Here is a 16,089-nt window from a genome sequence, read left to right as displayed (position 1 = left end):
CCGTTGACAGGATGAGACATCGAACGAGCCAGAGGAGATATCCCATGAAAGTGCCGCACAAGGCGCATGTCGCCATCGTCGACGGTGAAAGCTTCACCGTGATGCGCAATACCGGCAAGCCCTTCGAGCCGCGGCTTTCGGATGCGGAGAAGCCGGACCTCAGCCCGAGCAATTTTAGCGCCGGCGTGCGACACCAGGACAATATCGGTCGCCAGCTTGGCCGCACCGACCTCGAAGAACTCGCCCACGGTGCCGCGGCAGCCGAATGGTTGAACGCCAAGGCGATCTCCGGCGAGATCACGGATGTGCTGATCATCGCCGATCCGAAGACGCTGGGCGAAATGCGCAAGCATTATCATTCCGAACTGCAGAGCAGGCTGGTGGGCGAGATCGACAAGACCGTGACCGGCCAAAGCACCGACCGCATCGAGAAGGTGATTGCGTCCGCGTAACGCGTCCTGACGCCGATAAACAAGCATCGGGCGTGCCTGCGACACATTCTGTCGCGGGCGCGCTTGATTTGCTCGATTCCGTTACGTTAAGCCGGCCCTAACCAAACTGTGCTATACGTAACGGTATGCGAATGAAGAACCTCGGCAAGACAATCCTGGCAGCGACGCTGGCCTTCGCAGCCCCGACCACGCTTAGCGCGCAGGACAATTCATACCTCAAGCAGTTCGATACGGCGCTCGGCACGGAACTGCGCGCGCCGCAGAGCTTCGATGCGATATACGACAATGCCTTCGAACAGCGTCTGGCCGAACTGGCCGACGGTTCGAACGGACGTATCGGCGTTGCCGCCATCGACCTGACGAGCGGCCAGATGGTTACCGTCCTTGGCGACCAGCGCTTCCCCATGGCGAGCACCAGCAAGATCGCCGTGGCCGCGACCTTCCTCGAAGGTGTCGAAAAGGGGAAGTGGAGCCTCACCAGCGAATTCCCGCTGCTGCTGCCGCGCAAGTCGGCCCGCTTCTCCAGCAAGGTCGCCCCGGTCTATGAGGGCGAGTACATGAAGGCGATCGACCTGATCGAAATCATGATCACCCGATCGAGCAACCCTGCCACGGACGCGCTCCTGCGTGTCGTCGGCGGGCCGGACGCGGTGAACGACTGGGTGCGCCGCCAGGGCATCCGGGATTTCAGCATCGACCGCGACATCGCCACGCTCGTGCGTGACGACGGCGAATACGATCCTGCCCAGCACATCGACAAGCGCGACAGCGCCACGCCCAAGGCGATGCTCGATCTGCTGAGCGGCCTCTACCAGGGCAAGTTCCTGAAACCCGAAAGCCGCCGCGTGCTGCTCGGCGCGATGAGCCGCACGCGTACGGGCAAGCGTCGTATCCCGGCGCTGATGCCGGATAGTGTGCGAGTGAGCCACAAGACCGGCTCGCTCAACAACACGTCGAGCGATGTCGGCATTCTCGAGACGCCGGACGGCCGCGCCGTGGCGGTTGCCATTTATGTCACGGGACAGGGTTCGCGCCTCAATCGCGAAGCCAAGATCGCGCAGATCGCGCGGGCCATTCACGATGGCTATTCGGCGCAGACTTCCAATCCCAAGCGGGTGTGGACCAACGCCGATTTCGGCGGGAAGTAAGCGCCCACTCCTTCGGGGGTTCACCACCGGACAAACGAAAAGGGCGGCACCTTGCGGTACCGCCCTTCTATTTCGTTGGCTTTAGCCAGCGAAGAGTGCGCGATTACTCGGCAGCAGCTTCTTCGGTGGTTTCGCCTTCGACAGCTGCTTCGACTTCGGCAGCAGCTTCTTCGCCTTCAGCGGCAACTTCAGCACCGGCTGCTTCGACGGCTTCGCCAGCAGCTTCCATGTTTGCTTCTGCGTCAGCAGCAGCAGCTTCGGTGGTGGCTTCAGCAGCGTCTTCGGTGGCTTCCGAGCAAGCGGCGAGCGAGAGAGCAGCGGCCGAAGCGGCAGCAACGAGAGCGATCTTGCGCATAAGATAAATCCTTAAACAGCGAGTTTGAGTGCGAATTCGGCGATGATCCGCCTCCTCCGCGCAAGACCCTTTCGAGGCCTTACGAGGCCCTAAATAATGGCCGGATTGTGGCACTGCAAGCGATTTCGCCACATTCATGCCCAATTTCGCCTCATTTGCCCCCAAATTGCCGGATTTCCGCCATTTGTCGGCCACATTTTTTCGAGGCCTTTCCGCTCCCAAAGTCCCCTAACCGCTGCTAGGCAACGCCATGATGGCCGATAAAAACCACCTCTATCTCGTCGACGGGTCCGCCTACATTTTCCGTGCCTATCACAGGCTGCCTCCCCTCACTGACCCCGAAGGCACGCCGGTCGGCGCGGTCTACGGCTATACCACCATGCTGTGGAAGCTGGCCGAAGACCTCGACAAGGCGGAAGGCCCGACTCACCTCGCGGTGATTCTCGACAAGTCGAGCCATTCCTTCCGCAACGAGATCTACGACCAGTACAAGGCGAATAGGCCCGCTCCGCCCGAAGACCTCGTGCCCCAGTTCCCGCTGATCCGCGATGCGACGCGCGCTTTCTCGCTGCCCTGCATCGAAGAGCCCGATGTCGAGGCCGACGACATGATCGCCTCCTATGCCCGGGCTGCACAGGCACAGGGCTGGGACGTGACCATCGTGTCTTCCGACAAGGACCTGATGCAGCTCGTCGGCGAGAAGGACGGCGCGCGCATCGACATGCTCGACACGATGAAGAGCGCGCGCATCTATATCGAGGAGGTCGAGGAAAAGTTCGGCGTCCCGCCGGAAAAGGTCGGCGACGTGCTCGCGCTGATGGGCGATTCGGTCGACAATATCCCGGGCATCTTCGGCGTCGGCCCCAAGACCGCAAGCAAGCTCATTGCCGAGCATGGCGACCTGACCGCCGCGCTCGATTCGGCAGGGGACATGAAGAAGTCCAAGCTCAAGGAGCGGCTGCTGGAACACCGCGCGGACGCGGAACTGAGCCGCATCCTCGTGACGCTCAAGGAAGACTGCCCCCTGCCCGTCTCGCTCGAGGACATGAAGCTCGACGGCGTGCCGCCCGGACCGCTCGCCCAGTTCCTCGAAAAGCACGGCTTCACCAGCCTGCTGCGCCGCCTCGATGCCGGTGCCGGGAGCCCCGGCAAGCCGACCGAGCTCAATCCCGTCAAGCAGGAAAACGCCAGCGCGCCCGCCAATGCCGAGGGTAGCCGGCAGCCGCTGCCCGACATGCCGAAGGTCGACCGGAGCGCCTATGAATGCGTCCAGTCGATCGAGCGCCTCGAGCACTGGATCGAGCGCGCCAAGGCCGCACGGCTGGTCGCCATAGATACCGAGACGAGCGCGCTCGACAGCATGGCGGCGGACCTCGTCGGCATCAGCCTCGCACTCGGTCCCAACGATGCGTGCTACATTCCGCTCGCCCACGGCGGGACCGACATGTTCGCCGAAAAGCCCGACCAGGTGCCGCTGGATGCCGCGCTTGCCGCGCTGCGCCCGCTGCTGGCCTCCGATGCGGTGATCAAGGTCCTGCACAACGGCAAATACGATCTCAACGTCCTTTCGCGTTACGACGTCGAGGTCACGCCGGTCGAGGATACGATGGTCATCAGCTTCGACCTCGATGCTGGGCGCGGCCTTGACGGGATCGGCGGCGGCCACGGCATGGACGAGCTTGCCGAACGACACCTCGGCCACACCTGCATCGCGTTCAAGGAAGTCTGCGGCACCGGCAAGAAGGCCATCCCCTTCGGCGAGGTCCCGCTCGACAAGGCGACCGAATATGCCGCCGAGGATGCCGACGTTACCAGGCGGCTCTACCAGCACCTGAAGCGCCGCCTGCCGGATGAAGGCGGTGCGGCAATTTACGAGCGTGTCGACCGGCCGCTCGTGCCCGTAGTCGCGCGTATGGAACAGCGCGGAATCAAGGTCGACCGGGCGCGGCTGGCCAAGCTGTCGGAAGAATTCGCGACCGAGACCGGACGGCTGGAAAAGGAAATCCATGCGCTCGCCGGCGCAGAATTCACCGTTGGCAGCCCCAAGCAGCTGGGCGACGTCCTATTCGACACGCTCGGCTACAAAGGCGGCAAGAAGGGCAAGAGCGGCCAGTATTCGACCGACCAGTCGGTGCTCGAACGCCTGTCGGGCGAAGGCGCGGAAATCGCCGACAAGGTGCTGGAATGGCGTCAGCTCAGCAAGTTGAAGTCGACCTATACCGACGCCCTGCAGGACGCGATCAACCCTAAGACCGGCCGGGTGCACACGAGCTACAGCCTCGTGGGGGCGCAGACCGGGCGCTTGTCCTCGACCGACCCGAATCTGCAGAACATCCCGATCCGCACCGAAATCGGCCGCCAGATCCGCGAGGCCTTCGTGGCGGAAGAGGGCAATGTGCTGCTCGCTGCCGACTATTCGCAGATCGAGCTGCGGCTCGCCGCGCACATGGCCGATGTCGGCCCGCTAAAGGAAGCCTTCGCCAATGGCGAGGACATCCACGCCCGCACGGCGACCGAGATGTTCGGCGAAGTGACGCGCGATACCCGCGCCCGGGCCAAGACGATCAACTTCGCCATCCTCTACGGCATCTCGCGCTGGGGTCTTGCCGGCCGCCTCAAGGTCGAGCCGGACGAGGCGCAGGCCATGATCGACACCTATTTCCAGCGCTTCCCGGGCATCCAGCGCTACATCCTCGAAACGCTCGAGCGGGTGCGCGAGCGCGGCTATTCGGAGACACTGTTCGGCCGCAAGACGTGGTTCCCGCGCATCTCGTCCAAGAACCAGGCCGAACGCCAGGGCAGCGAGCGCGCGGCGATCAACGCGCCGATCCAGGGCACCAGCGCCGACATCATCAAGCGCGCCATGATCCGCATGGACGAAGCCCTTGTAAACGCAGGGCTCGACAAGGTGCGCATGCTGCTCCAAGTGCACGACGAACTCGTTTTCGAACTGCCCGAAGGGGACGTCGAACGCGCTTCGAAGGTGATCGAGGAGGTCATGGCCGGTGCGGCCGGCCCCGCGGTCAGCCTCGATGTTCCGCTCGGCGTCGAAATCGGGACCGGCAAGAGCTGGGGGGCCGCGCATTGAAGGACATGATCGCCGCTGTGCGCACGACGCGCCGATGGCCCAATGCGGCGCTGTCGCTGGTCATCTTCGGCGCGATGATCGCGGTGGTCTTCCTCGTCTACCAGACCCTTGGCGGGGAGCGGGACGAACGCGAACAGTCGCGCCTGACCGCCAGCGTACTTGCCGAACTGCAGCAGGTCGAAGTTGCCGCGCTCAATGCGGAAACCGGCCAGCGCGGCTATCTCATCACGCTCGATCGCCGTTACCTCGCATCCTACGAAGAAGGCAGCGAGCAGATCGAACCGACGCTGCGCCGCCTGCGTGCGCTGCTCAAGGGACAGACCACGGTCCGGCAGGAAGAACTGCTCGACCAGATCGATGCCCTCGCGCGCGCCAAGTTCGACGAGATGGAACGCAGCGTGCTGCTGGTGCAGGACGGCCGCCTGCTCGATGCGCGCCGCGCGGTCCTGTCCGACGAAGGACAGGAAGCGATGGAGCGCCTGCGCCGCGCGATCGAGGAAATGCGCCTGATCGAACGCGACATCTTGGCCGCACAGGCTGCGGAAACCGCCCGGCTGGAGGCGCGCATCCTGCCGCTGCTCGGCGGCCTCATTATCCTTATCCTGATCGCCATCCTGCTGGGCGCAAGGCTGGTATCGCGCGCAGCCCGGGCCGAAGCGGAAGCCGCGCAGGCCGCTGCCGTGGTCGAGGCCCGCGACCGTGCAGACCTGCTTGCGCGCGAACTCAACCACCGCGTGAAGAACCTCTTCGCGGTGGTCCTCGCGATCGTGCAGATGAGCGCGCGCGACAAACCGGAAGCGAAGCCTGTCACGGACAGTATTTCGGAGCGTATTCGCGCTCTCCTGACCGCGCACGAAGTAAGTCAGGGCGCGCTGGAGACGCAGGTCGCCTCGCTCGAGGCGCTGGTGGATACCTCGCTTGCACCTTACCGCTCGGCTTCGCAGACCGCGACCATCGGCGGCCCCGAAGTACTTGTCCCTGCCAAGCGGATCACGCCGCTCGGCCTCGTGTTCCATGAACTGACCACCAATGCGGTGAAGTACGGTGCCTGGGCGAATGGTGGTACCATCGACGTATCCTGGGACCGCAAGGACGATCGCGTCGTGCTGGTGTGGAAGGAAAGCGGCGTCCCGCTCGACGGAGAGCCCGAGCGGCAGGGCTTCGGCAGCCTGCTGATGAACTCCGCCGCGCGCCAGTTCGGCGGGTCGGTCACGCGGGATTTCACGCCCGACGGGCTCGTCGTGACTATCGACCTGCCTGCCGACGAAGGCCCCGCTTCGCTTGCAACCGATAGCGCCAAACCCTAGTCGCCTCTGCCGATGCTAGAACGCTACGATCCACGCAACTGGCCGATTTCCTACGAAGGCCTGATTGAAACCGCAGTTGCGCTGGGCAGCTCGATCGTCCTCGCGCTGATTGTCCATTATATCGCCTTTGCCCTGCTGCGGCGGTTCACCCGCGCATCGGAAAGCCAGATCGACGACGTGATCGTCCAGCGCGTACGCAAGCCGCTGCGCTGGGCCATGATCGGATTTGCGATCTCCATTGCAGCGGAAAACGACCACCTCGTCGGTGACGGCTGGGACGTTCTGGCGAAATTCCTCCAGCCCTTCGTTCTCGGCTGGGTCGCCTATGCCGTGGTCAAGGGTTTCGCAGCCGGATACGAACGGCAGGTGGAGCTGGCCGGCGACGAGGTGGCGACCCGTTCGCTGCGCACCCGCATTGCGATCCTGTCGCGCACGGCGACCTTCGCCATCGTCATCATCACCGTCTCGCTGATCATGCTGAGCATTCCGGGTGTCGCCAAGGTCGGCACGACGATGCTCGCCTCTGCCGGTCTTGCCGCACTGGCCATCGGCGCTGCCGCCCAGCCGGCGCTGAAGTCGCTGATTGCAGGCCTGCAGATGGCGCTGACCCAGCCCCTGCGCATCGGGGACCTCGTCAAGGTGGACGGCCAGGCCGGGCGCGTGGAAGAGATCCGCATGAGCTTCGTGACAGTGCGCACCTGGGACGAGCGCGTGCTTGTGGTGCCGACCGCACGCTTCCTCGACAACACGTTCGAGAACTGGTCACGGGTGAGCGAGAAGCTGACCGGCCCGGTCATGCTCCATCTCGACCCGGCAAGCGAAGTCGAGCCGATCCGCGAAGAATTCGAAGCCTTCGTGAAGGCCCATCCCCTGTGGGACGGCCGCAATCTCGCGCTCGTCATGACAGAAGCCTATCCGGAAAGCATCGAGCTGCGCCTGTCGATGAGCGCGGAGACCATCGGCGATCTCTTCAACCTGCGCTGCGCCGTGCGCGAGCACATGGTGAAGTGGCTGCGCGAAAACCAGCCGGATGCGCTGATCCGCCACCGCCTCGAAGTGGAAGCAGCCAACGCGCGGGCGAAAGAGGCCTGACCCTTCCACCCGCTGCGGTTCAATGCTTCTGGTCGCGCGTGCTTTCCACCATGCCTTCGTGAATGAAGCCGATCGGCTGGATTTCCGCCGCCCGCTTCTTCAGTTCGCCGCGCATCTTCTGGTATTCGGCTTCCATCTGCGAAGTGACGGTCGCGCGGCTGTCCTTCAAGGCTTCCTCGAAATCGACCGCCGCCACTTCCTGCACGTCGCCGCCTGCCCGCTGCAGGGCGTTGAGGCCAGCGCGGCGCACCACGTCTTCGAGGTCCGCGCCGGTGAAGCGCTCGGTCTTGCCTGCCACATCGGCCAGCGACACATCGGTCGCCAATGGCATGTTCTCCGTGTGGATGCCGAGAATCTGCTCGCGCCCGGCCCTGTCGGGCGTGCCGACATAGACCAGCTCGTCGAAACGGCCGGGCCGTAGCAGTGCTGGGTCGACCAGAGTGGGACGGTTGGTCGCGCCGATCACGACGACCGACTGGAGTTCTTCAAGCCCGTCCATCTCGGCAAGGATGGTATTGACGACCCGGCCGGTGACCTGCGGTTCGCCCTGCCCGCTGCCGCGCGCCGGGACGAGGCTGTCGATCTCGTCGATAAAGACCACGCAGGGTGCGACCGCGCGGGCGCGCTTGAACATGCGGGCGATCTGCTGCTCGCTCTCGCCGTACCATTTTGACAGGAGGTCCGAACTCTTCATCGAGATGAAGTTCGCCTCCGCCTCCTTGGCGACGGCCTTGGCCAGCAGCGTCTTGCCGGTACCGGGCGGGCCATAGAGCAGGAAGCCCTTGGCCGGACGGATACCGAGCCGGTGGAACGCGTCGGGGTTCTTGAGCGGCAGCTCAATGCCTTCTTTCAGCTTCTCGATCGCATCGCCCACGCCGCCGATGTCGGACCAGCCGACATTGGGCACCTGGACCATGACTTCGCGCATGGCGGAAGGCTGGATGCGCTTGAGCGCGGAAAGGAAATCCTCGCGGCTGACGAACAGCTCGTCGAGCACCTCGGGCGGGACCGTGCGTTCGTCGAGATCGAGCTTGGGCATGATCCGGCGCACCGCGTCGATCGCGGCCTCGCGCGACAGGGCGGCAATGTCCGCACCTACGAAGCCGTAGGTTGCCTTGGCCAGTTCGTTGAGGTCCACCTTGTCACCCAGCGGCATGCCGCGGGTGTGGATGCCGAGAATCTCGCGCCGGCCCTTTTCGTCTGGCACGCCGATGACGATTTCGCGGTCGAAACGACCGGGACGGCGCAATGCCTCGTCAATGGCGTCGGGGCGGTTGGTCGCCGCGATGACCACGAGGTTGGAGCGCGCCTCCAGCCCGTCCATCAGCGTGAGCAATTGCGCAACGAGGCGCTTTTCCGCCTCGCCCGGCACACGGTCGCGCTTGGGCGCAATCGAATCGATCTCGTCGATGAAGACGATGGCAGGCGAGGACTTGCTCGCCTCCTCGAACACCTGGCGCAGGGCCTTCTCGCTCTCGCCATAGCCCGAGCCCATGATTTCCGGGCCGTTGATGGTGAAGAAGTTCGCGTCGCTCTCGTTGGCTACCGCCTGCGCGAGGCGCGTCTTGCCGGTGCCGGGCGGACCGTGGAGCAGCACGCCCTTGGGCGGATCGACGCCGAGGCGGGTGAACAACTCGGGGTAGCGCAGCGGGAGTTCGACCATCTCGCGCAGCGCCTGGATGGTGTCACCCATGCCGCCCACATCATCGTAATTGACGACGGCGCGGGCATCGCGCGGTTCTTCGAACTCGGCACGCAGTTCGACCTCGGTCTTCTCGTCGATGTGGACGATGCCCTTGGGGCTGGTCGACACGACCGAGAGGCGGATCTGGGTCAGCGCATAGGCCGGTGCATTGAACATCCCGCGCACGTTAGGCGGAAGGTTCTGAACCGGCTGCTGGCCGGTGGTGGCGACGAGGTCGCCGGCCATAATGGGCTTGCGGAAGAAATTGCGCTTCAGGGCCTGTGCCGGTCCCTGCAGGCGCATTTCGCGGGTAGCGGGTGCGAAGACCACGCGGGTGGCGGGCCGCGATTCGGCAGCCACGACCTTGACGTGCTCGCCCGAGCCGACCTCGGCATTGCCGCGCTGGAGGCCGTCGAGGCGGATGACGTCGAGCGTCTGGTCTTCGTCATAGGCGGACATGGCAATCGCCACCGTGTCGCGCTTGCCGGTAATCTGGACGGTATCGCCTTCGGTGATGCCAAGTGCCTGGAACGCCGAACGCGGCATGCGGGCGATCCCCTGGCCGCTTTCTTCCTGGCGGGCAGCGGCGACCTGGAGCCGCACCGTCTTGTCTTCCACGGCAGTCGCTGCATCGGCATCGGCCATCTGGGTAGTCTCCCTTCCGTCAACTCGTATCCGGTTGCCCCCCAAATGGGGTCACCGTGCAAGGTTGCAATGAGCGAGAGGCGCGAGGGGTCCGGAGAAAAGCCCCCTGCAGGCAAGAAAAAAGCCCGGCTGGAAGTCCAGCCGGGCTTGGAAAGTCTTGGGAGAGGATGCCTGAAAGGCAGGCCCACATATGCTTTCCGGACACATTTTGTGCAAGTGCGAAAAGCACATCGATTGTTGCGTAGGGCGCAACATAATGGAGCAAATAACTGAATTAACAACAGCTGGATTCCCCGCGCTTTTCGCAAGCGCAGCACAATTTGCTACACACGGCGAGGGGATTCGGCTCAGGCGTGCATCCCATGCTGCACTGGCGAATTCTCCAATCGCTTCGCGCGCTTTGGCCATTCTTCAGGGGTGACAGGCGACCGGTCCAAGGCTAGCAGCCATGCCGTAACGGAGGATTGATGAACAAGCTTTATCCCGACGCCGCCAGCGCCCTCGAGGGCATCCTGAAAGACGACATGCTGATCGCCAGCGGGGGCTTCGGCCTGTGCGGCATTCCCGAACGCCTGCTGGAAGCGATCCGCGAGAGCGGGGTGAAGGGCCTAACCTTCGCGAGCAACAATGCCGGGATCGACAACGAGGGCATCGGGATGCTGCTGCGCACGCAGCAGGTGAAGAAGATGATCTCTTCCTATGTTGGCGAGAACAAGGAGTTCGAGCGCCAGTTCCTCTCCGGCGAGCTGGAAGTCGAGTTCTGCCCCCAAGGCACGCTCGCCGAACGTATGCGCGCCGGTGGCGCGGGCATTCCCGGCTTTTACACCAAGACCGGCGTCGGTACGCAGGTCGCCGAAGGCAAGGAAACCAAGGTTTTCGACGGCGAGGAATATATCCTCGAGCGCGGCATCTTCGCCGACCTTGCCATTGTGAAGGCGTGGAAGGCCGACGAGACCGGCAACCTCGTGTTCCGCAAGACCGCGCGCAACTTCAACCTGCCGGCAGCGACCTGCGGCAAGGTCTGCGTCGTCGAGGTGGAAGAAGTGGTCCCGGCCGGCAGCCTCGATCCCGACTGCATTCACCTGCCGGGCGTCTACGTCCAGCGCATGATCATCGGTGCGCCCTACGACAAGAAGATCGAATTCGTGACCACGCGCCCGCGGGAAACCGCATGAGGTCGCTTGCGGCAGCCCTGCTGCTGGCAGTTCCGGGAGCAGCATCTGCGGGGCATCACGGGGAGAGCGCGATGAGCGAGAACATTCAAGACAAGGCTGCCATCAATGCAACGGTGGACGCGGTTTACGCCGTCATTTCCGGCCCCGTGGGCCAGCCGCGCGACTGGGATGCGATGCGCGCCCTGTTCCTGCCCGACGCGAAGATGACCGCCTTGCGGGTCGATGGCTTCTGGAGCGGATCGGTCGAGGACTATATCGAACGCAGCGGCCCGTTCCTGATCGATCGCGGCTTTACCGAAAGCGCGCTGGTCAACCGGATCGAGGTCTATGGCGACATCGCCCACGCCTGGTCCTCCTATGCCGGGACCTGGACCAACGAGGATGGCAGCGCCGGTTCTGTGCGCGGCATCAACTCGTTCCAGCTGATGCGCCAGGACGACGGGCGCTGGCTGGTGCAGTCAATCTACTGGCAGGCCGAAACACCCGCCAACTCGCTTCCCGCAGACATGGAAGGCAAATGATGAAGCTCCGCCTCACAATCGCCGCCTCGACAATGCTCCTCTCGGCCTGCGCCACGACCGGCGCCGCGCCCGAAGCTCCTGTCGCCAGTGCGCCCGCCGTCACGCTCGACAGCGACGCGCCCGACACGATGCGCTGGCTCTACGGCTCGGGCGAAGCTGCGGCCGTTTCCATCCAGAGCTGGCGCATGCTGGCCGATTACGCGACCGCCCGCGCCCGCGAGCGCCGCATTCCCGAGGCCGTGCCGATGGGTATCGACGGCGGCGTCTCCGCACCGTCCTGCATGGACGGGGACCGGGTCAAGCCGCTGGCGGTGGTCTTCGACGTGGACGAGACCGTGCTGCTCAACCAGGGCTACGAATACTGGCTGGCACAGGGCAATCGCTACACCAGCGAAAGCTGGCGGAAGTGGGAAGAAAGCGCCGCATCGCTCGCGCGCCCTGTGCCCGGTGCCGTCACCGGAATCCGCCGCCTGCGCGAGGCGGGCATCACGCCGGTGTTCAACACCAACCGCCAGCACAGCCCCGAAGGCGCGGCGCGCGCAATCGAGGTCGCCGGGCTCGGCAAGGCAGTCCACCTCGACACGCTGTACCTGCGCGGCGACGATGGCGGCGGAGGCGGCAAGGACGGTCGCCGCAAGATGATCGCGGCCAAGTACTGCGTCATCGCTCTGGCAGGTGATAACCTCGGCGACTTCGCCGACGTCTTCAACGAGGAAGGCCGTGCGCCTGCCGCGCGCCGCCAGCTGGTCGCACGCGGCGACTATGCGCAGCTGTGGGGCAACGGGTGGTTCGCCCTCCCCAACCCAGTCTACGGCGATTCCATCAAGGGCACGATCGGCGAGGTCTTTGCCGAAGACCAGCGCTGGAACCCCGATACCGCGCGATCGAACGCGCCTGCAATCATGAGCGAAGGCAATTGAGATGAGCGACACGGCAGAAAAGACCGGTTGGGATCGCAACCAGATGGCCGCCCGCGCGGCGCGCGAGCTGAAGGACGGCTATTACGTCAACCTCGGCATCGGCATCCCGACGCTGGTGGCCAACCACATCCCCGAAGGCATGCACGTCACGCTGCAGAGTGAGAACGGCATGCTGGGCATCGGCCCCTTCCCCTATGAAGGGGAGGAAGACGCCGATCTCATCAATGCAGGCAAGCAGACCATCAGCGAATTGGCCCATTCGGCCTATTTCGATAGCGCTGCCAGCTTCGCCATGATCCGCGGCGGGCACATCGACCTCACCGTGCTGGGCGCGATGGAAGTGGCCGCAAACGGCGACATCGCCAACTGGATGATCCCGGGCAAGATGATCAAGGGCATGGGCGGCGCGATGGACCTCGTCGCCGGCGTGAAGAAGATCATCGTGGTGATGGAACACACGGCCAAGGACGGCAGCCCCAAGTTCATTCCCGAATGCACGCTGCCGCTGACGGGCCGCAACGTCGTCGACATGATCATCACCGATCTGGCCGTATTCCAACGGCCCGACCACGACAGCCCTTTCCGCCTCATCGAGATGGCACCGGGCATCACGGCGGACGAAATCGCCGCCAAGACCACCGCGAATTACGTTTCCTGACACGGCGGGTATTGCCACCCCTCGATTCGCCCCTCACCATGCTGCGAGGGAGTAATCGAGGGGAGAGTGCGATGCCGATGAACCGCGTCTGCGAGCTGACCGGGGCGGAGTTCCCGCTATTCGCTTTCAGCCATTGCCGCGACGTCGTCGCCGCAGTGAGCAAGGCAGGCGGGTTCGGCGTGCTGGGCGCCACGCGGTTCAGCCCCGACCAGCTCGAGGAAGAGCTTGCCTGGATCGACGCCCATGTCGACGGCGCGCCTTACGGCGTCGATGTCCTCGTGCCGGAGATTGTCGATCCGCGCGTACGCGACCTTGGCGACAACCAGTCCCGTGCGGCAGCAATCGATCCAGCTTACCAGGGCTTCGTGAACGAGGTGCTCGGTCATTACGGCATCGCGCCCGAGGCCGAGATGCCGATCCTGCGCGAACGCATGGGCATTACGCCTGAGAACGGGCTCGCCTTGATGGAGGTCGCCTTCCGCCACCCCATCAGGCTGATCGCGAATGCGCTCGGCATCGCGCCGCCCGCGATGATCGAGGAAGGCAAGAAGCGCGGCGTGCCTGTGGCGGCTCTCGTCGGGGCAAAGGAACATGCGATCCGCCAGGCCGAGGCCGGCGTCGACATCATCGTCGCGCAGGGCACGGAAGCCGGCGGTCATTGCGGCGAGGTGTCGACTCTCGTCCTGATCCCCGAGGTCGTGCGCGAGCTCAGGCGGGCCGGGCACGACATCCCCGTGCTGGCAGCAGGCGGCATCATGACCGGCGGGCAGATGGCCGGAATGATGGCAGCCGGGGCGCAAGGCGCATGGACCGGCTCGATCTGGCTCGCCACGCCCGAGTCTGAAACCTCCGAAGCCTTCCGCACCCGGATGATCGCCGCGCGCAGCCGCGATACCGTCCGTTCCAAAAGCCGCACCGGAAAGCCCGCACGCCAGTTGAAGACCGCATGGCATGATGCGTGGGATTCGGCAGACGGCCCCGGGACCCTACCGATGCCGCTGATGGGCATGGTCTCCGAACCCGCCTTCGCCCGCATCGAGCGCGAGGCCGCGGCAGGCAATGCGCAAGCGCACGAGCTGGTGAGCTATTTCGTCGGCCAGGGCGTCGGGCTGGTCGAACAGGTCCGTTCCAGCCGCCAAGTCGTGCAGGACTTCCGCGAGGAATTCCTCGAAGCCGTAGGCAGCCTTGCCGCATCGGTAGGCATGGAGTGACTTGACCGCCGCGCGCGCGCCAAGCACTGCGCATCGCATGTGGCTCGATACACCGCGCAATCCCAAGGCCCCGCTTGCCGGCCTCAAGGTGCTTGAACTCGCCCGCGTGCTCGCCGGGCCATGGGCGGGACAGATCCTCGCCGATCTCGGCGCGGATGTCATCAAGGTGGAAAGCCCGGAAGGCGACGGGACCCGGCTGTGGGGGCCGCCTTGGGTCCAGCACGAGGGCGAGCGTTCGGCCGCCTATTACCACGCGACCAATCGCGGCAAGCGCAGCATCGTCGCCGATTTCAAGGACCCCGGCGACCTCGACCGGGTGCGCGAACTTGCCGCGAGTGCGGATGTGGTGCTCGAAAACTTCAAGACTGGGACGTTGGCGAAATTCGGGCTCGACTACGAAACGCTGGCAAAAGCGAACGCGGGCCTCGTGTACTGCTCGATCACCGGCTTCGGCCAGACCGGCCCCCGTGCGCACGAGGCGGGGTATGATTTCGTCATCCAGGGGATGAGCGGCTTCATGGCTTTGACCGGGCAACCGCAGGGCCAGCCGATGAAAATGGGTGTGTCGATATCGGACCTCACCTGCGGCCTTTATTCGGTCATCGGGATTCAGGCTGCCCTCGCCATGCGCGAGCGTACGGGACGCGGACAACACGTCGACATGGCGCTGCTCGACTGTTCGGTCGGCCTGCTCGCGAGCCAGGCGCTTCATTTCCTTACCACTGGCTCCAACCCGCCGCGGATGGGCAACGAGCACGCACAGGTCAGCGCCTATGGCGTGTTTCCGGTGGCCGATGGCGAGGTGGTGCTGGCGCCAGCAAATGATGGGCTGTTCCGCCGCCTGTTGAAGCTGCTGGGCCGGGACGACCTCTTGTCCGATGAACGCTTCGCCTCGAACGAGGCGCGCCTTGCAAACCGCGCCGAGCTCGATGCGCTGATCGCTGGCGAAACTGCCACGTGGCAGAAGGACGACCTCCTCGCCAAGTGCGGCGAGGCCGGGATTCCCGCCGGTCCGATCAACCCCGTCGACCAGGTCTTTGCCGACCGACAAGTGGTTGCACGGGGGATGCGCGTCGATCTGGACGGAGTGCCGGGCGTGCGCAGCCCGTTCACCTTCTCGGACGCCGAACTTGCGCTCGACCGGCCCAGCCCGCGCAAGGGCGGCGACGGCTAAGGCCATCAAATAGTCCGCAAATTTCCAAGCCCACTTGACGCATCCCGTTATTTCTGTAATTTCAGAAATTACCGCACAGGAGCTGAGTCGTGGCCGACATCATGGACATTCCCGAAGCGCGCGCCTTCATCCTCCATTGGGGGGAGATGGGCAGCCAATGGGGCGTCAACCGCTCGGTCGCTCAGGTTCATGCGCTGCTCTATCTTTCCGATCGCCCGCGCCATGCGGAGGACATTTGCGAGAAGCTGGGCCTCGCCCGCTCGAACGTGTCGAACGGCCTCAAGGAATTGCAGAGCTACCAGATCGTGCGCCGCGTCCATGTCGAGGGCGATCGCCGCGACCACTTCGTGGCCGAGAGCGACCTGTGGGACATGCTCATGAAGATCACCGCCGAGCGCAAACGGCGCGAGATCGACCCGACGATCCAGCTGCTCGGCGAATTGTCCGAAAGCCTAGAAGGCCGCGGCGACGTGCCCGCGCATGTGCGCGAGCGGATCGGCCGGATGCATGATTTCATCGGCAATCTGGCAGGCTGGTACGCCGACGTGCGGCGCCTGCCCAAAGCGACTCTCGTCACGCTGATGAAGCTGGGCAGCCGTGTCGCACGCCTGCTGCCCGGCGGCGGAAAACCCAAGGACTGATCGAAAACCGAGGAGCTT

At 64.5% G+C, this 16,089-nt stretch carries 14 protein-coding genes; 12 read left to right on the top strand and 2 right to left on the bottom strand.

Going from position 1 to position 16,089, the window contains the following annotated elements; translation table 11 throughout:
* The first annotated feature begins 44 nt into the window (after positions 1-44).
* Positions 45-452, top strand: coding sequence for a host attachment protein (locus tag LC083_RS07825; protein ID WP_226699880.1), 408 nt, complete (start codon positions 45-47; stop codon positions 450-452).
* A 125-nt stretch (positions 453-577) separates the two neighbouring features.
* On the top strand, positions 578-1,600 hold the full coding sequence (locus LC083_RS07820) for a serine hydrolase (protein ID WP_226699879.1): 1,023 nt from the start codon (positions 578-580) through the stop codon (positions 1,598-1,600).
* Positions 1,601-1,703: 103 nt separating this feature from the next.
* On the opposite strand, the gene LC083_RS07815 is transcribed toward LC083_RS07820, so the two are convergent.
* Positions 1,704-1,955 carry a hypothetical protein gene (locus tag LC083_RS07815; protein ID WP_226699878.1) on the bottom strand — a complete coding sequence of 84 codons (252 nt, stop codon included), beginning with the start codon at positions 1,953-1,955 and terminating at the stop codon, positions 1,704-1,706.
* Between the two features lie 253 nt (positions 1,956-2,208).
* Here LC083_RS07815 and polA point away from each other — a divergent pair, with 253 nt between their 5' ends.
* Genes polA through LC083_RS07800 form a run of 3 tightly spaced genes read left to right on the top strand, consistent with a single transcriptional unit; the run spans position 2,209 to position 7,442 of the window.
* Positions 2,209-5,043: a DNA polymerase I gene (gene polA, locus LC083_RS07810; protein WP_226699877.1), complete on the top strand. Its 2,835-nt coding sequence runs from the start codon at positions 2,209-2,211 to the stop codon at positions 5,041-5,043.
* Between the two features lie 5 nt (positions 5,044-5,048).
* Positions 5,049-6,350: a sensor histidine kinase gene (locus LC083_RS07805; RefSeq protein WP_226699876.1), complete on the top strand. Its 1,302-nt coding sequence runs from the start codon at positions 5,049-5,051 to the stop codon at positions 6,348-6,350.
* 12 nt (positions 6,351-6,362) lie between these two features.
* Positions 6,363-7,442, top strand: a complete 1,080-nt coding sequence (locus LC083_RS07800; RefSeq protein WP_226699875.1) for a mechanosensitive ion channel family protein — start codon at positions 6,363-6,365, stop codon at positions 7,440-7,442.
* Between the two features lie 19 nt (positions 7,443-7,461).
* Here LC083_RS07800 and LC083_RS07795 read toward each other — a convergent pair whose 3' ends face one another.
* Positions 7,462-9,771, bottom strand: a complete 2,310-nt coding sequence (locus tag LC083_RS07795) for a CDC48 family AAA ATPase (protein WP_226699874.1) — start codon at positions 9,769-9,771, stop codon at positions 7,462-7,464.
* 467 nt (positions 9,772-10,238) lie between these two features.
* Between LC083_RS07795 and LC083_RS07790 the strand changes: the two genes are divergently transcribed.
* The 7 genes from LC083_RS07790 (at position 10,239) to LC083_RS07760 (ending at position 16,071) form a co-directional block, all read left to right on the top strand.
* Entirely contained in the window at positions 10,239-10,946 is a 708-nt protein-coding gene (locus tag LC083_RS07790) for a CoA transferase subunit A (protein WP_226699873.1), read from the top strand.
* A 71-nt stretch (positions 10,947-11,017) separates the two neighbouring features.
* Positions 11,018-11,467: a YybH family protein gene (locus LC083_RS07785; RefSeq protein WP_226699872.1), complete on the top strand. Its 450-nt coding sequence runs from the start codon at positions 11,018-11,020 to the stop codon at positions 11,465-11,467.
* Complete coding sequence (locus LC083_RS07780) at positions 11,464-12,387, top strand: HAD family acid phosphatase (RefSeq protein WP_226699871.1); 924 nt, start codon at positions 11,464-11,466, stop codon at positions 12,385-12,387. The genes LC083_RS07785 and LC083_RS07780 overlap by 4 nt, the downstream gene beginning before the upstream one ends.
* A 1-nt stretch (position 12,388) precedes the next feature.
* A complete protein-coding gene (locus LC083_RS07775) occupies positions 12,389-13,045 on the top strand; it encodes a CoA transferase subunit B (protein ID WP_160608796.1) in 657 nt (218 codons plus the stop codon).
* Positions 13,046-13,116: 71 nt separating this feature from the next.
* Complete coding sequence (locus tag LC083_RS07770) at positions 13,117-14,256, top strand: nitronate monooxygenase (protein ID WP_226699870.1); 1,140 nt, start codon at positions 13,117-13,119, stop codon at positions 14,254-14,256.
* Between the two features lie 37 nt (positions 14,257-14,293).
* Positions 14,294-15,430, top strand: coding sequence for a CaiB/BaiF CoA transferase family protein (locus tag LC083_RS07765; protein ID WP_226699869.1), 1,137 nt, complete (start codon positions 14,294-14,296; stop codon positions 15,428-15,430).
* 101 nt (positions 15,431-15,531) lie between these two features.
* Positions 15,532-16,071 (top strand): GbsR/MarR family transcriptional regulator, encoded by a 540-nt coding sequence (locus LC083_RS07760; RefSeq protein WP_226700037.1) that lies wholly within the window; start codon positions 15,532-15,534, stop codon positions 16,069-16,071.
* The last annotated feature ends 18 nt before the right edge of the window (positions 16,072-16,089 follow it).

The organism is Qipengyuania gaetbuli (genome assembly GCF_020524765.1).
Taxonomy (GTDB): domain Bacteria; phylum Pseudomonadota; class Alphaproteobacteria; order Sphingomonadales; family Sphingomonadaceae; genus Qipengyuania; species Qipengyuania gaetbuli_A.
The sequence above is the reverse complement of the archived record's forward strand: the minus strand, read 5'-3'. Positions and strand labels throughout refer to the sequence as shown.

Coding starts and splice junctions, on each gene's coding strand:
- LC083_RS07800 (WP_226699875.1), top strand. CDS start 6,363: ATGCTAGAACGCTACGATCCACGCAACTGGCCGATTTCCTACGAAGGC.
- LC083_RS07790 (WP_226699873.1), top strand. CDS start 10,239: ATGAACAAGCTTTATCCCGACGCCGCCAGCGCCCTCGAGGGCATCCTG.
- LC083_RS07805 (WP_226699876.1), top strand. CDS start 5,049: ATGATCGCCGCTGTGCGCACGACGCGCCGATGGCCCAATGCGGCGCTG.
- LC083_RS07825 (WP_226699880.1), top strand. CDS start 45: ATGAAAGTGCCGCACAAGGCGCATGTCGCCATCGTCGACGGTGAAAGC.
- LC083_RS07775 (WP_160608796.1), top strand. CDS start 12,389: ATGAGCGACACGGCAGAAAAGACCGGTTGGGATCGCAACCAGATGGCC.
- LC083_RS07820 (WP_226699879.1), top strand. CDS start 578: ATGCGAATGAAGAACCTCGGCAAGACAATCCTGGCAGCGACGCTGGCC.
- LC083_RS07795 (WP_226699874.1), bottom strand. CDS start 9,771: ATGGCCGATGCCGATGCAGCGACTGCCGTGGAAGACAAGACGGTGCGG.
- LC083_RS07760 (WP_226700037.1), top strand. CDS start 15,532: ATGGACATTCCCGAAGCGCGCGCCTTCATCCTCCATTGGGGGGAGATG.
- LC083_RS07785 (WP_226699872.1), top strand. CDS start 11,018: ATGAGCGAGAACATTCAAGACAAGGCTGCCATCAATGCAACGGTGGAC.
- LC083_RS07780 (WP_226699871.1), top strand. CDS start 11,464: ATGATGAAGCTCCGCCTCACAATCGCCGCCTCGACAATGCTCCTCTCG.
- LC083_RS07815 (WP_226699878.1), bottom strand. CDS start 1,955: ATGCGCAAGATCGCTCTCGTTGCTGCCGCTTCGGCCGCTGCTCTCTCG.
- LC083_RS07770 (WP_226699870.1), top strand. CDS start 13,117: ATGCCGATGAACCGCGTCTGCGAGCTGACCGGGGCGGAGTTCCCGCTA.
- LC083_RS07765 (WP_226699869.1), top strand. CDS start 14,294: ATGTGGCTCGATACACCGCGCAATCCCAAGGCCCCGCTTGCCGGCCTC.
- polA (WP_226699877.1), top strand. CDS start 2,209: ATGGCCGATAAAAACCACCTCTATCTCGTCGACGGGTCCGCCTACATT.